Source organism: Pseudomonas sp. MPB03 (assembly GCF_046605385.1).
Lineage (GTDB): Bacteria > Pseudomonadota > Gammaproteobacteria > Pseudomonadales > Pseudomonadaceae > Aquipseudomonas > Aquipseudomonas zanjanensis.
The window spans coordinates 4,574,381-4,586,806 of the sequence record NZ_CP176770.1 but is presented as its reverse complement, the minus strand read 5'-3'; the positions used below and the strand labels follow the sequence as shown (position 1 = coordinate 4,586,806).

Here is a 12,426-nt window from a genome sequence, read left to right as displayed (position 1 = left end):
GGATCCAAAAAGCCGCTCTTTAATCGGACAGCAAACGATCTTTCATGCTGATCCAATTCAACCAATACTCCACCCCAATAACCACTCACTAAAAGCCCTCACCTCCACCTGCCGCTCCCGCCCCGGCACGCACACCACCGTATATCGCGCGCCCGCCAAACGAACCTCAGGCCGGTAATCAATCAACTCCCCCCGCGCAACCGCGTCGGCAACCAGCACATTGCTGGCGAGCACCAGCCCATGCCCGGCGATCGCCGCTTGCAGGGCGTGCTGTTCCTCGTCATAACGCCGAAAACGTGCATTTTCCAGCCAGCCCTGGGTGCCGGCCTTGGCGCACCATGCCGGCCAGTCGACCGCCACCTTGGCGCTGCTCAGCCATGGCACGTCGATCAGTTCAACAGGCGAGCCCGCTGCGGGTGGTTGCCAGCCGGGGCGGCAATACACACCGAAATACTCGTCCAGCAAAGACTGTTCGAACAGTTGTGGATCCGGCGTGAACAGGGCGCGGATCGCCAGGTCGATGCTGGCGTCACGTCGCAGGTCCACTACGTCGTTGCTGCTGTGCAGGCTGACGTCGATCTCCGGGTGCAACCGATGGAAATCCCCGAGCCGAGGGATCAGCCACAGGCTGGCGAACGCCGGCGTAGTGCTCACCACCAGCGACTGGGCGGCACACAAGGGCGACAGTATTTGCAGGCCCTGTTGGATATCGAGCAGGGCGCGGTGCATGTAAGGGTGAAGGCGCTCGCCGTCGGCGCTCAGGCGCACGTTTTGGCTGGAGCGTTCGAACAGGCGCACACCCAGGAAGGCTTCAAGGCTTTTGACTTGATGGGAGATCGCCGCCGGGCTGACGTTCAGTTCCTGGGCCGCGGCCTTGAAGCTGCCCAGCCGTGCGGCGGACTCGAAGCCGCGCAAGGCGGCGAGGGGCAGTTTGGCAAACATGCGGGTGGGTTACTCAGGTTGAGCGTGGCTCAATTTAGCTCAATTGTGCGCGGGGGCTCAACTTGCCAGGCTGTGGTCTTCCAACCCAGCCAAGGAGCCCTGCAATGCAAGGCACACCCCGTAAAATTCTCCAGGCCATCCTCTATGAAGCTGGTGGTGTGCTGTTCGTGGCACCGGCGCTGGCGCTGACGTACAAACAAGGGATGGGCTATTCAACCCTGCTGTCCCTGGTGATTTCCGCCGTTGCGCTGGCTTGGAACATGGTTTTCAACGGCCTTTTCGAAGGGTGGGAGCGTCGCCAACCCAGCCGCCATCGCAACTGGCAGCGGCGGTTGCTGCATTCCCTGGGATTTGAGGGCGGCTTGACGTTGATCCTCACGCCGGTGATTAGCGCATGGTTGGGCATCAGCCTGTGGTTGGCGCTGGTGACCAACCTGGGGTTGTTCGTGTTCTTCTTTTTTTACTCGCTGGTTTTTCAGTGGGTGTTTGATCGAGTGTTTGATGTTCCGCTTTCGGCGCAGGCCGATCAGGGTTCCGTCTCCAACGCCCGTTGAGAGAAGTAGGAGGACGGATTGGACAGATGCATGGCAAAACAGTAGCGTTCAATCCCCAACTCAAAAACTCCAGGGACGGCTATGTCACTCAGACTCGTTTCGTTAATGGCAGTAGCCTCCCCATTGCTCGTGGGCTGTATTTTTCTGCCCATGGGCGCAGAGGAAAAGGCGAAGTACGCCGAGTACCATCGCACTACCGAGTCTCCTGCAACCTATGAGGCCATGGACTGCAATACGTTATTGATTACTCGGGACAGCTATGACCAGTACCCCACGCCTCGGACTGAAAGAATCCGGCAAGCGATTCATCAAGTGGTCGCTCAGCGGGACTGTTCCCGCAGCAGCGCAACCCAGCCAAGTGTCGCCGCCAATCCTGTTCCCACTGCGACGGCCGCGCCAGCCCCGATACCTGCCAACAGCATTGCTGCTCCCATGCCCGTGGCGGCTGGACACCTAGGGGCGCATCTCGGCGTGGTCACGCCTGCTGTTGTAAAGAGCTTCGGTTTGCCTTCCGAGAAAGGGGTGCTGGTGTTTGGTCCGGAGGCAGGCGCCGATTCCGCGAAAATGGGGCTTTTGGCGGGGGACATCATTTTGGAAATCGCCGGGGCGGTGGTGAACAGTCCTTCCGAGGTCACGGCCATCATCGGTCGCATGACGCCGGGTGACAGCGCCTCGATAAAGGTCTGGCGTTATCGGGCGGTGACGGATGTTCGGGTTGTTGTTTCTGACGGAAGTGCGGCACTCTGATGCAAGACACGTAACCTTATGTCGCCCGCGTCACAAGGCTTGGAGTAGAGTGCGGATTGCTCTTCTTCCGGCCCGTATTCTTGAGTAATCGCATGAAATTCTTCCTGGGCATATTCGCCGTTGCTCTGCTGGCAGGTTGTTCGACGCTCTCTGAAACCTTCGATGATCGTCCACGCTGTGGCCCCCATCCGTATTGCGGAACCTCTACCGATGTTGAAGTGATCAAGGCCGCCACGGACGAAAACGCCGGGGTATTTCGCGTCTTGGCACCACTGGCATTGATTGACCTGCCGTTCAGCCTGGTCGCCGATACGTTATTTTTGCCGTATACCCTGTTTGCTAAAGAACCGGCTCGGAATTAGTTGGACCGGCCCCGAAATTCGGGGCTGCGGAGGTCTATAGGCTGGGCCATTCACATTCCCACGACCCGGAAACAAAGAGCCCGCACACTCATGACGAGGTGCGGGCTCTTGATGATTCAAGGGTGCAATCAGAGACGCATGCCTTTGAACGGGTTCCAGCCTTGCTCGCCTTTCACTTCCTTGAGGTAGTACGCGTAGTTGGCCATCAGCGTGTACATCATCGACATGGCAATGCTCAGCCCCGTGCTCAACGGCCGCGGAAACTCCATGCCAATGATGGCGAAAATGACGCTCAAGGCGATGTTGATCGCCAGGAAAATACCCAGCAGGGCCAGGTTCTTCTTCCAGAGCCCCAGGACGAACAGGTAGATAGGGCCAAAGAAAAATGCGATCACGTTTGCATTGATGAGTATTTTTTTCTTGAAGCCAGGCAGCGCCTTGAAGGCTTCCTTGTAGCGCGGGTCGCTTGGCGCACCGTAGGTGTCAAAGAAGTCGAAGCGTTCCTGCCACTTGGCGCTGTATTTACCGGTGCTTTGTACTTGTTCAGTCGTGCTCATTTTCAAGGCTCCTGTTTTCCATAATTAACTTTTTCTTTCTTCCAAGAAATCCTGTGCTCTGGTTCAGAGCATTGGCTGCTTTGGTTTTTGTCGCAGAACGCGCGTGAATCTTCAGGGCGCCCATTTTGCCGCTTTATGGCTGGAGGTGTGGAACATTCCGCACTGGCCGCTTGCACGGTCGCCTGGTCTGTGACGGGCTTCACTCTATTGATTGGCTGGATTGCCCGCTAAAAAGTTTTCGGCATACAGAATCAGCCTCATACTCCCAGTCTTACACCGTGGATAACCAGAAGAGGCGATGTTTTGTCGAGCGATCAACCCCATTTGCGTGAGCTAACACTGAAGCACATTTACGACGGTTTCAAGCAACTGATCCCCATCTCTCTTTTCGTCGTCGTGTTCGGCGTTGCTTTCGGCCTGGCGGCTGCACAAACGGGCTTGAGCGATGCGTCAGCTGTGCTCATGAGCACCCTGGTTTTTGCTGGCGCTTCTCAATTTGCCGCGCTGGATCTGTGGGGGCAGCAAGTGCCGGTGGTTCCGCTGATGATCACCGTTTTCGCAATCAACGCCCGGCACTTATTGATGGGGGCGACACTTTACCCGTGGTTGCGGGAGCTGCCCGTCGCCAAACGCTACGGTGTCATGCTGGTTGTTTCGGACGCCAACTGGGCGATGGCGATGCAGGCGTTCAGTCGGGACAAGCCGGGGCTGGGGATTCTATTCGGCGGCGGCATTGCGCTCTGGGTCACTTGGATCCTGGGCAGTTGGCTGGGGCTTCACTTTGGCAGCGCGATCGAGAACCCGGTCAGTTTCGGGCTCGATATGGTGATGGGTTGTTTCTTGTTGGCGATGGTCGTGGGCGGGAAAAAGAACCTGCGCATGTTCATCATCTGGACGGTGGCGGCCTGCTCATCGCTGTTGGCCTTCTGGTATTTGCCGGCTAACAGCCATGTCGTGGTGGGCGCTTTGGCAGGAGGCGTTCTGGGCGCCGTGTGGATGGAGAAACAACGATGAACATTGAAACGGCGGGTTATGGCACCTTGCTTGTCATCTTGATCATGGCCGTAGTGACCTTGGCCACTCGGTGGGGCGGTGTTTTCGTGATGTCGTTCGTGCCGATCAACTATCGGGTGCAGCAGTTCATCACGGCCATGTCCGGCTCGGTGTTGGTGGCGGTGCTGGCTCCGCTGGCGGTTAAAGGTGACAACGGCGCACGCCTGGCTTTGCTGACCACCGCAATCGTCATGCTGACCCTTAAAAAGCCGCTGCCGGCAATTGCGGCCGGCATACTTGCAGCGGCTTTAGCCAGACAGTTTTGAACGGCCGAGTCGCCCGCTTACTAACGGGCGACGGAGGCTCATCAATGCCCAGGTCAAAAACTCAGCGCAGCCGCTTCCCCGAACGAGTGATCTTGTACACCTGTCATAAAATGCAGCGACATCTCTTGGGGCGCCTCGATGGGGGGAATTTCAAAACTTCCCACCACCTGTCCCTGAAGCGCACTCAACCGCATCGACTCTTCTTCCTTTAACTTTGCCATTCTCGCGTGGTTCGCTGCGATTTCGTTGAGAGTTGACACGGTACATCTCCGTTTGCTGACCAAGCATTGATTAATTTGCCGCCGCGTCAGAATTATGTCGTTCTTGGCTGCTGAGACAGGCCAGTGCAAACCCTGAGCCAGACATGGCCGCCTGTAGATTCCAACATTTAACAGGTGACGAATGGTGGGAAGATGCGCATCGACGCTAGCAACGATGCAACCATGCCTCAAGAATAAGTCACTGATAATACAAACCGAGGGTCAATTTGAATCGGTACGGTAGACCCTTGTCCCCTGTGTTGATTGCCTGTTCATCACGACCACACCGACTCCGATCAGGCTGGTGACCACCGCCAGCAGCAGAATCACCTCCTGCGTCCCAACAGGCGCTGCCAACACCGCGACGAGCAAGCCCGCGAACGGTTGCGACAGGTTGTTGAGCAGCGTGATCACGCCGACGGTCTTGCCAAAGTCCTGTGGGGGAATGACCTGCTGACGGATGCTGCGCATGTACACGTTGAACATCTTGTCGAAGCCGACGATCAGCAGGAAACCGACGACGTAGCCCCAGAGGGTCGGGCTGAGCGCGGTGATGAAAGCGCCGACGGCAATCAGCGTGTAGGAGAGGGCGCCGAGAAGTTTCAAGGGCAAGGTGACCCGGGCCAGGAGAAACAGGATGACGATGGTGGTCACGGCACCGGCCGCCTGCAACCCGGCGTAATCATCTTTTCCGGCGCCGTAGTGGCCGATGACCATGGCCGCCGACGTGGCGAGGGTAACGCCGATGATCAGGTTGACGCCCACCGCCAGGCTGATGACTTTTTTCAGTTCCGCCAGGTTGCGGATGTGGCCCAGGGCAATGCGCAGCGGGTTCAACCAGAGGTCATGGTGTTGCTCGAAGGACTCAAGGGTGACCGAGCTGCTGCGCTGCCAGTACAACATGGCCAGGTCTGCCAGCAGGAACAGCCCGGCGATCGCCAGCACCACCCAGTGCCACGCCCACACCTCGAGCAGCAGCGCAGCGATTAGTGGTCCCAGTACCAAGCCGGTCTGGTCGGCGATTTGCGAATAAGACAGCGTCTTGGTGTAGGTGTAGTGCTTGAAGATGTAAGGCAGGACCACTTCGCGGGCCATGATGCCTTGGGTGGTCAGCACGCCACAGAGGGCCGACAGCGCCACGATCCAATAGACACCGCCGAAGACGCCATAGAGCACGACTGCGACGGCGCAGGCTGCGGCGCGATAGACCTGGCTGATGTGCAGGATGCGAATCGGCGGGAACTTGTCGCACAGCGCGCCGCAGATCGGGAACGCCAGGTAGCGTGGCAGGGATTCGACAAAGAACGCCAGGCCCGCCCAGGAGACGCTGTTGGTGGTCTGGAAAACAATCAGCGGGACGATGAACAGCAAGATCTGATCGGCCAACCGCGAGAGGAACATCGAGACGAAAAAAGCCAGGTAATCCTTGCGCATGGAGCTCCTTGATTGCGGTGTTCAGGTGTTATCCGGTCCAGGCAAACGACGCGAAGCGTGATATGGAACTAATATCACCGTTAGTCTCTATATCTTTACAGGGGATGTCCCCTTTTCGAGAGAACTGCCATGTTCAAATCGCGCTCGTTGATTGCTGCTGTTACCTGTTTCGCCTTGGCGGCGGGCCCTGGCATTGTTGTCGCGGACCCGGGAAACGGCAAGGGAAACGCTCAATTTGATCAAGGTCCCGGTCAAGGGCAAGGAGGCAAGGGCGGGCAGGGCAACAAGGGGGGGCAAGGGAATCCTGGTGACAAGGGTGGCCAGGGCGGCAAAGGCAACCAAGGCGGCAAGGGAAACCAAGGCGGTGGCAGTGATTGGCATAACGGCCCCAGCATCGACCGTGGCGGCATCCTGGGTGTGATTGGCGGTTATCGCGATTATTGGAGCCCCGGCCCGGCATTGCCGCCGGGCATCCAGAAAAACCTGGCCCGAGGCAAGCCGTTGCCACCCGGCATCGCCAAGAAGCTCGATGGCCGGCTGTTGGGACGCTTGCCGCACTATGACGGTTATGAATGGCAGCAGGTCGGCACGGACCTGATCCTGGTGGCGATTGCCACTGGCATCATTTATGAAGTGCTCAACGGTGCGTTCGACTGAGCCGGCACCATTCTCGGTTGAACTGACGCTATCGCGAGCAAGCTCGCTCCCACAGGTTTCGTGGGTGTTCAAGCAATCGGCGTTCACACAAATTCCTTGTGGGAGCGAGCCTGCTCGCGAAAGCGGTGTGTCATTCAGCATTGAGGTTGGCTGACCCGACGCCTTCGCGAGCAGGCTCGCTCCCACATTTTTTTCCAGGTGTTCTCGGGTAGCGCATTTCCCCCTGTGGGAGTGGGCTTGCTCCCACAGGTTTTGTATCAGCTTTCCAGCTGCCGCAGGCGTTTGTACAAGGTATTGCGGCTGACCCCCAGTCGGCGCGCCAGGTGCGAGATATTCCCGCCCACGGCCTGAAGCTGGCGGTTCAGGTCTTCGGCATCGTTGAGGTCCACCGTCAGTGGTTCAGGGGTTTCCACCGGTTCCATTTCCAGGTCGACAAAAAAGTCGTCGGGCAAATGCTCCGGACGGATCGGCTGTTCCTCGGCCATCGCCAGGGCCACTTGCAGCACGCTGCTGACCTGTCGCAGGTTGCCCGGCCAGGGGTGGCGTTCAAACAGGTCCAATACCTCACGGCTCAGGCCGGCCCATTGGGTTGGTTCGCGGTGGTGTTCCCACAGGCGCTTGAACAGGGCCTGCTTGTCGCTGCGTTCGCGCAAGGGCGGCAGTTCCAGGGTCAGGCCGCCGATGCGGTAGTACAAGTCTTCGCGAAACCGCCCCAGTTGCACCTGTTCGCGCAGTGAGCGGTTGGTGGCGGAGATGATGCGGATGTCCACCGGGAACAGCTCGGCGCTGCCCACCGGTTGCACGCAACGTTCCTGCAAGACCCGCAGCAGCCGGGCCTGGGTCGGCAGGGGCATGTCGCCAATCTCGTCGAGAAACAGCGTGCCGCGGTCGGCCTTGCGGATCAGGCCGATGCTGCCTTTCTGGTTGGCGCCGGTGAACGCGCCTTTCTCATAACCGAACAATTCCGACTCCACCAACTCGGCGGGGATCGCGGCGCAGTTCACGGCAATGAATGGCTGCTTGGCGCGCGAACTGGCCTGGTGCAGGGCCTTGACGAACACTTCCTTGCCGACGCCGGTCTCGCCATGGATCAACAGTGGAATGTCCTTCTCCAGCAAGCGCTCGGCCTGGCGCACGGCTTTCTCCACGCGGCTGTCACCGAAGTGCAGGGTGTTGAGGCCGATGGTGTTGCTGGCGGGGGCCGGCGCAGGCGTTGCTTCGGTGAACACGCGTGCCCTGATCGACACCTGACTCGGGCGCCTGAGCAGACATTGGAATCGATTGCTGCCAGACGCTTGCAGGGCGAATGGCAGGCCGTCGGGTTGGTTCAGCAGTTCCAGCAGCGACACCTTGAACAGGCTTTCGATGCTGACCCGCGACAAGCTCAGGCCCAGCAGGTTATCCGCGCGTCGATTCGCCGAGAGCACCTGGCCGCTTTCATCGAAAATCAACAGCCCGGCCCACTGGCTGTCGAGGTTGTTCAAACCGGTGTTGAACGTCAGTTGGAAGTGTTCACCGCGAAACAGGTTGAGGATCAACCGGTTCTCCACGGTCTGGCTCATCATCTTGACCATGCCCAGGGTGTGGGACGGCGGCAGGTAGCTGTCGCTGGAGACGTCCAGCACGGCGATGACCTTGCGCTCGGCATCGAAGATCGGCGCGGCGGAGCCGGTCATGAAGCGGTTGGCCTTGAGGAAGTGTTCATCGTGCTCGATGTGCACCGCCTGTTCGCAGGCCAGCGCGGTGCCGATGGCGTTGGTGCCGGTGCAGCGCTCCATCCAGCTCGCCCCGGCGCTGAAGCCATGGGCCAGTTTCGGCTCGATGAAGCGCTGGGTGCCCCAGGAGGTCAGCACTTGGCCCTGGTTGTCGGCCAGCATGATCAGGCAATTGGAGTTGCTGAGGATGTTCTCGTAATACGGCAAGACCTCCTGATGGGTGGTCTGCACCAGCGAATGCTGGCTTTCCAGCAAGTGGGCGATGCCTTGGGCGGGCAACTGATCGAAGGCCGGCACGCTCTGGTGATTCAGGCCGAAGGCGCGGCAACGGGACCAGGAAGCCTGGATGATGGCCTCGTGGGACAAGGCAGGAGCAGGTGCGGCCATGGGGCACTCTCGCAGGAGCTGTTTTTATTGTTGTGGCAAGTCTCGCACAGACTCCTTGTGCTGGGGCAGGCCTGAATACCACTTCATACATCAACCCTGTGGGAGCGAGCTTGCTCGCGATAGCGGTATGTCAGCCACATCAATGCCGCTGAAACACCGCTATCGCGAGCAAGCTCGCTCCCACAGGGGGCATGGCCAGGCTAGCCGAAAACGTTCTTTCAGTGTTGTTCAAAATTGTTCATTGTCAACCCGTCCATTGTTCAGTTGTTCATTCCTGATTGTTCACTTCTGTTCATCAACGAACGCCTTTTGCCTGCCAATCCAGTAAAAAATCAACCTGATCAAGGGTTTGTGATTTCTGGCACGGCTTTCGCTTTGAAGCTCGGGTCGCTTGACTCCAAATAATAAAAAGGCCGAGCCATGTCATTAAAGCTTGAGCACATCTGTCGCACCGTCGAAGGCCAGACCTGGATCGACGATGCCAATCTGAGTTTCGAACCCGGATCCTTCAACGTCCTGTTGGGCCGCACGCTGTCCGGCAAGACCAGCCTCATGCGCCTGATGGCGGGTCTGGACAAGCCCGACAGCGGCCGCATCCTGATGAACGGCGTCGACGTCACCCACCGTCCGGTGCGGTTGCGCAACGTGTCGATGGTTTACCAGCAGTTCATCAACTACCCGACCATGACCGTTTTCGAAAATATCGCCTCGCCGTTGCGCCAGGCCGGTGTGTCCGAAGAAATCATCCAAAGCAAGGTCCTGGAAACCGCAAAGATGTTGCGGATCGAGAAGTTTCTCAAGCGCCATCCACTGGAATTGTCCGGCGGCCAGCAGCAGCGCACGGCCATGGCCCGGGCCCTGGTCAAGGACGCCGAGCTGATCCTGTTCGACGAGCCTTTGGTGAACCTCGACTACAAGCTGCGCGAAGAGCTGCGCCAGGAAATGCGCGAGCTGTTCCAGGCCCGCCACACCATCGCCGTCTACGCCACCACCGAGCCTAACGAGGCGCTGGCCTTGGGCGGCACCACCACGATCCTCCACGAGGGCCGGGTGATTCAGAGCGGCAAGTCGTCTTCCGTCTACCACCAGCCGCAAACCGTGCTGGCCGCCGAGCTGTTTTCCGAACCACCGATCAACCTCATGCCGGGTCGTATTGCCGGTAATGAAGTCAGCTTCGCCAATTTCGTGCACTTCCCGCTGAACGTCGACCTGCGCCCGGTGGGCGAGGGCGAGTTCCGCTTCGGCGTGCGCCCCAGCCATATTTCCCTGGTGCCAAGCAACGACGATGACCTCGAACTGGCGGTGACCGTCGAGGTGGCCGAGATCAGCGGCTCGGAGACGTTCCTGCATGTGCGCAACGAACATTTCCTGCTGGTGCTGCACTTGCCAGGGGTGCATGAGTACGACGTGGACGCGCCGATCCGCATCTACATTCCGACCCATAAACTGTTTGTCTTCGATGCCCAAGGCAAGCTGGTCCAGGCCCCCGGCCTGCGTATTGCGAGGGTTGCCTGATGGCTGAAATTCGTTTGCAGAACCTTGCCCACAGCTACACCAGCACCCCGGCGGGCCCCGAGGACTACGCGATCCGCGAGATGAACCATATCTGGGAGCAGGGCGGTGCCTATGCGCTGCTCGGCCCTTCGGGCTGCGGCAAGTCCACTTTGCTCAACATCATTTCCGGCTTGCTCAGCCCTTCCGAAGGGCAAGTGATGTTCGACAGCAAAGTTGTCAACGACCTGACCCCGGAACGCCGCAACATCGCCCAGGTGTTCCAGTTCCCGGTGGTCTACGACACCATGACGGTGTTTGACAACCTGGCGTTCCCGCTGCGCAACCAGGGCATGGCCGAGGCGAAGGTCCACACCAAGGTGCAGGAAATCGCCGAGGTCCTGGACCTGCAGAACCTGCTGGACAAAAAGGCCCGCAACCTCACCGCCGATGAGAAACAGAAAGTCTCCATGGGCCGCGGGTTGGTGCGCGACGATGTGTCGGCGATCCTGTTCGACGAACCGCTGACGGTGATCGACCCGCACCTGAAATGGAAGTTGCGGCGCAAGCTCAAGCAGATCCACGAGCAGTTCAACATCACCATGGTCTACGTCACCCACGACCAGTTGGAAGCCTCGACGTTCGCCGACAAGATCGCGGTGATGTACGGCGGCCAGATCGTGCAGTTCGGCACGCCTCGGGATTTGTTCGAGCGCCCCAGCCACACCTTTGTCGGCTACTTCATCGGCAGCCCGGGGATGAACCTGATCGAAGTCACGGCGCAGCCCGGTGGCGTCGGCTTCGCCTCGACCCATTTGCCCCTGTCGGACACCTTGCAACGGCGTATCGCCGAAGCCGAGGGCAAAAGCCTGAAGGTCGGTATCCGCCCCGAGTTCGTGCATGTCTGGGATGGGCCTTACGACGACGCGATGCGGGCCGACGTGGTCCACGTCGAAGACCTGGGCACCTACAAGATCCTGACCCTCAACCTCGATGGCGCACCGCTGAAGGTCCGCCTGGCCGAAGACAAGCCCGTACCGGAAGGTACGGCGTACATCAGTTTCCCGGCCCAATGGCTGATGGTCTATGCCGATGAGTATTTGCTGGAACCGTTGAGCGAGGTGCAGCCATGAACAAGGTGCAGAACAACAAGGCCTGGTGGTTGGTGTTGCCAGTGTTCCTGCTGGTGGCCTTCAGCGCCGTGATCCCGATGATGACCGTGGTCAACTATTCGGTGCAGGACATCTTCGATCAATCCAGCCGCTATTTCGTCGGCGCCGATTGGTACAAGCAGGTGCTGCTCGATCCACGGCTGCACGATTCGCTGCTGCGCCAGTTCATCTACTCGGCGTGCGTGCTGCTGATTGAAATCCCCCTGGGCATCGCTATCGCCCTGACCATGCCGACCAAGGGCAAATGGTCATCCCTGGTACTGATCATCCTGGCGATTCCGCTGCTGATCCCGTGGAACGTGGTGGGCACCATCTGGCAGATTTTCGGCCGCGCCGACATCGGTTTGCTGGGCTCCACCCTTAACGGCCTGGGCATCAACTACAACTATGCGGCCAACACCATGGACGCCTGGGTCACCGTATTGGTGATGGACGTCTGGCACTGGACGTCGTTGGTGGCGCTGCTGTGTTATTCGGGGCTGCGGGCGATTCCCGACGTCTATTATCAAGCGGCGCGGATCGACCGGGCGTCCAACTGGGCGGTGTTCCGGCACATCCAGTTGCCGAAGATGAAGAGTGTGCTGCTGATCGCCGTGATGCTGCGCTTCATGGACAGCTTCATGATCTACACCGAGCCGTTCGTGCTCACCGGCGGCGGGCCGGGCAACGCCACCACGTTCCTCAGTCAGACCCTGACGCAGATGGCCATCGGCCAATTCGACCTGGGCCCGGCGGCGGCGTTTTCCCTGGTGTACTTCCTGATCATTCTGTTGGTGTCCTGGCTGTTCTACACCGCCATGACGCACTCCGACGCCAACCGTTGAGGCCC

14 protein-coding genes and 1 pseudogene are annotated in these 12,426 nt (G+C 59.3%); 9 read left to right on the top strand and 6 right to left on the bottom strand.

Features of this window, described 5'->3' with window-relative positions:
- Positions 1-57: 57 nt before the first annotated feature.
- Positions 58-942 carry a LysR substrate-binding domain-containing protein gene (locus ACLH0I_RS19665; protein WP_411385162.1) on the bottom strand — a complete coding sequence of 295 codons (885 nt, stop codon included), beginning with the start codon at positions 940-942 and terminating at the stop codon, positions 58-60.
- Positions 943-1,046: 104 nt separating this feature from the next.
- On the opposite strand from ACLH0I_RS19665, the gene ACLH0I_RS19660 reads away from it, so the two are divergent.
- The 3 genes from ACLH0I_RS19660 (at position 1,047) to ACLH0I_RS19650 (ending at position 2,605) form a co-directional block, all read left to right on the top strand.
- Positions 1,047-1,496, top strand: coding sequence for a PACE efflux transporter (locus ACLH0I_RS19660; protein ID WP_411385161.1), 450 nt, complete (start codon positions 1,047-1,049; stop codon positions 1,494-1,496).
- A gap of 81 nt (positions 1,497-1,577) precedes the next feature.
- A complete protein-coding gene (locus ACLH0I_RS19655) occupies positions 1,578-2,243 on the top strand; it encodes a PDZ domain-containing protein (protein WP_250963108.1) in 666 nt (221 codons plus the stop codon).
- Between the two features lie 92 nt (positions 2,244-2,335).
- Positions 2,336-2,605, top strand: a complete 270-nt coding sequence (locus ACLH0I_RS19650; RefSeq protein ID WP_250963109.1) for a YceK/YidQ family lipoprotein — start codon at positions 2,336-2,338, stop codon at positions 2,603-2,605.
- 128 nt (positions 2,606-2,733) lie between these two features.
- Here the strand turns inward: ACLH0I_RS19650 and ACLH0I_RS19645 are convergent, their stop codons facing one another.
- The gene (locus tag ACLH0I_RS19645; RefSeq protein WP_250963110.1) at positions 2,734-3,162 is read right to left on the bottom strand and encodes a DUF2628 domain-containing protein; all 429 of its coding nucleotides are present in this window, start codon (positions 3,160-3,162) and stop codon (positions 2,734-2,736) included.
- A gap of 303 nt (positions 3,163-3,465) precedes the next feature.
- On the opposite strand from ACLH0I_RS19645, the gene ACLH0I_RS19640 reads away from it, so the two are divergent.
- Both ACLH0I_RS19640 and ACLH0I_RS19635 read left to right on the top strand, forming a co-directional pair.
- Entirely contained in the window at positions 3,466-4,176 is a 711-nt protein-coding gene (locus ACLH0I_RS19640; RefSeq protein WP_411385160.1) for an AzlC family ABC transporter permease, read from the top strand.
- On the top strand, positions 4,173-4,481 hold the full coding sequence (locus ACLH0I_RS19635; protein WP_250963113.1) for an AzlD family protein: 309 nt from the start codon (positions 4,173-4,175) through the stop codon (positions 4,479-4,481). The genes ACLH0I_RS19640 and ACLH0I_RS19635 overlap by 4 nt, the downstream gene beginning before the upstream one ends.
- A 53-nt stretch (positions 4,482-4,534) precedes the next feature.
- Here the strand turns inward: ACLH0I_RS19635 and ACLH0I_RS19630 are convergent, their stop codons facing one another.
- Together ACLH0I_RS19630 and ACLH0I_RS19625 are read right to left on the bottom strand one after the other, a co-directional pair.
- A complete protein-coding gene (locus ACLH0I_RS19630) occupies positions 4,535-4,741 on the bottom strand; it encodes a hypothetical protein (RefSeq protein ID WP_027912993.1) in 207 nt (68 codons plus the stop codon).
- Positions 4,742-4,963: 222 nt separating this feature from the next.
- Entirely contained in the window at positions 4,964-6,175 is a 1,212-nt protein-coding gene (locus tag ACLH0I_RS19625; RefSeq protein WP_411385159.1) for an MFS transporter, read from the bottom strand.
- A 129-nt stretch (positions 6,176-6,304) separates the two neighbouring features.
- Here ACLH0I_RS19625 and ACLH0I_RS19620 point away from each other — a divergent pair, with 129 nt between their 5' ends.
- Positions 6,305-6,832, top strand: coding sequence for an anti-virulence regulator CigR family protein (locus ACLH0I_RS19620; protein WP_411385158.1), 528 nt, complete (start codon positions 6,305-6,307; stop codon positions 6,830-6,832).
- A gap of 92 nt (positions 6,833-6,924) precedes the next feature.
- Here the strand turns inward: ACLH0I_RS19620 and ACLH0I_RS19615 are convergent.
- A pseudogene (locus tag ACLH0I_RS19615) lies at positions 6,925-7,030 on the bottom strand (metal ABC transporter ATP-binding protein); the annotation flags it as partial.
- Between the two features lie 59 nt (positions 7,031-7,089).
- Positions 7,090-8,934: a sigma-54-dependent Fis family transcriptional regulator gene (locus tag ACLH0I_RS19610; protein WP_411385157.1), complete on the bottom strand. Its 1,845-nt coding sequence runs from the start codon at positions 8,932-8,934 to the stop codon at positions 7,090-7,092.
- 420 nt (positions 8,935-9,354) lie between these two features.
- Between ACLH0I_RS19610 and ACLH0I_RS19605 the strand changes: the two genes are divergently transcribed.
- The 3 genes from ACLH0I_RS19605 to ACLH0I_RS19595 are packed head-to-tail and all read left to right on the top strand — an operon-like array spanning position 9,355 to position 12,421.
- Positions 9,355-10,449, top strand: coding sequence for an ABC transporter ATP-binding protein (locus ACLH0I_RS19605; protein ID WP_186730993.1), 1,095 nt, complete (start codon positions 9,355-9,357; stop codon positions 10,447-10,449).
- Entirely contained in the window at positions 10,449-11,558 is a 1,110-nt protein-coding gene (locus ACLH0I_RS19600) for an ABC transporter ATP-binding protein (RefSeq protein ID WP_250964246.1), read from the top strand. The genes ACLH0I_RS19605 and ACLH0I_RS19600 overlap by 1 nt, the downstream gene beginning before the upstream one ends.
- A complete protein-coding gene (locus ACLH0I_RS19595; protein ID WP_030142069.1) occupies positions 11,555-12,421 on the top strand; it encodes a carbohydrate ABC transporter permease in 867 nt (288 codons plus the stop codon). Before ACLH0I_RS19600 ends, ACLH0I_RS19595 begins: the two co-directional genes overlap by 4 nt.
- Positions 12,422-12,426 lie beyond the last annotated feature (5 nt).

What these genes read in the sequence shown, in the direction of transcription:
- ACLH0I_RS19635 (WP_250963113.1), top strand. Translation starts at nt 4,173, where the DNA reads ATGAACATTGAAACGGCGGGTTATGGCACCTTGCTTGTCATCTTGATC.
- ACLH0I_RS19620 (WP_411385158.1), top strand. Translation starts at nt 6,305, where the DNA reads ATGTTCAAATCGCGCTCGTTGATTGCTGCTGTTACCTGTTTCGCCTTG.
- ACLH0I_RS19665 (WP_411385162.1), bottom strand. Translation starts at nt 942, where the DNA reads ATGTTTGCCAAACTGCCCCTCGCCGCCTTGCGCGGCTTCGAGTCCGCC.
- ACLH0I_RS19655 (WP_250963108.1), top strand. Translation starts at nt 1,578, where the DNA reads ATGTCACTCAGACTCGTTTCGTTAATGGCAGTAGCCTCCCCATTGCTC.
- ACLH0I_RS19660 (WP_411385161.1), top strand. Translation starts at nt 1,047, where the DNA reads ATGCAAGGCACACCCCGTAAAATTCTCCAGGCCATCCTCTATGAAGCT.
- ACLH0I_RS19645 (WP_250963110.1), bottom strand. Translation starts at nt 3,162, where the DNA reads ATGAGCACGACTGAACAAGTACAAAGCACCGGTAAATACAGCGCCAAG.
- ACLH0I_RS19605 (WP_186730993.1), top strand. Translation starts at nt 9,355, where the DNA reads ATGTCATTAAAGCTTGAGCACATCTGTCGCACCGTCGAAGGCCAGACC.
- ACLH0I_RS19625 (WP_411385159.1), bottom strand. Translation starts at nt 6,175, where the DNA reads ATGCGCAAGGATTACCTGGCTTTTTTCGTCTCGATGTTCCTCTCGCGG.
- ACLH0I_RS19610 (WP_411385157.1), bottom strand. Translation starts at nt 8,934, where the DNA reads ATGGCCGCACCTGCTCCTGCCTTGTCCCACGAGGCCATCATCCAGGCT.
- ACLH0I_RS19650 (WP_250963109.1), top strand. Translation starts at nt 2,336, where the DNA reads ATGAAATTCTTCCTGGGCATATTCGCCGTTGCTCTGCTGGCAGGTTGT.
- ACLH0I_RS19600 (WP_250964246.1), top strand. Translation starts at nt 10,449, where the DNA reads ATGGCTGAAATTCGTTTGCAGAACCTTGCCCACAGCTACACCAGCACC.
- ACLH0I_RS19595 (WP_030142069.1), top strand. Translation starts at nt 11,555, where the DNA reads ATGAACAAGGTGCAGAACAACAAGGCCTGGTGGTTGGTGTTGCCAGTG.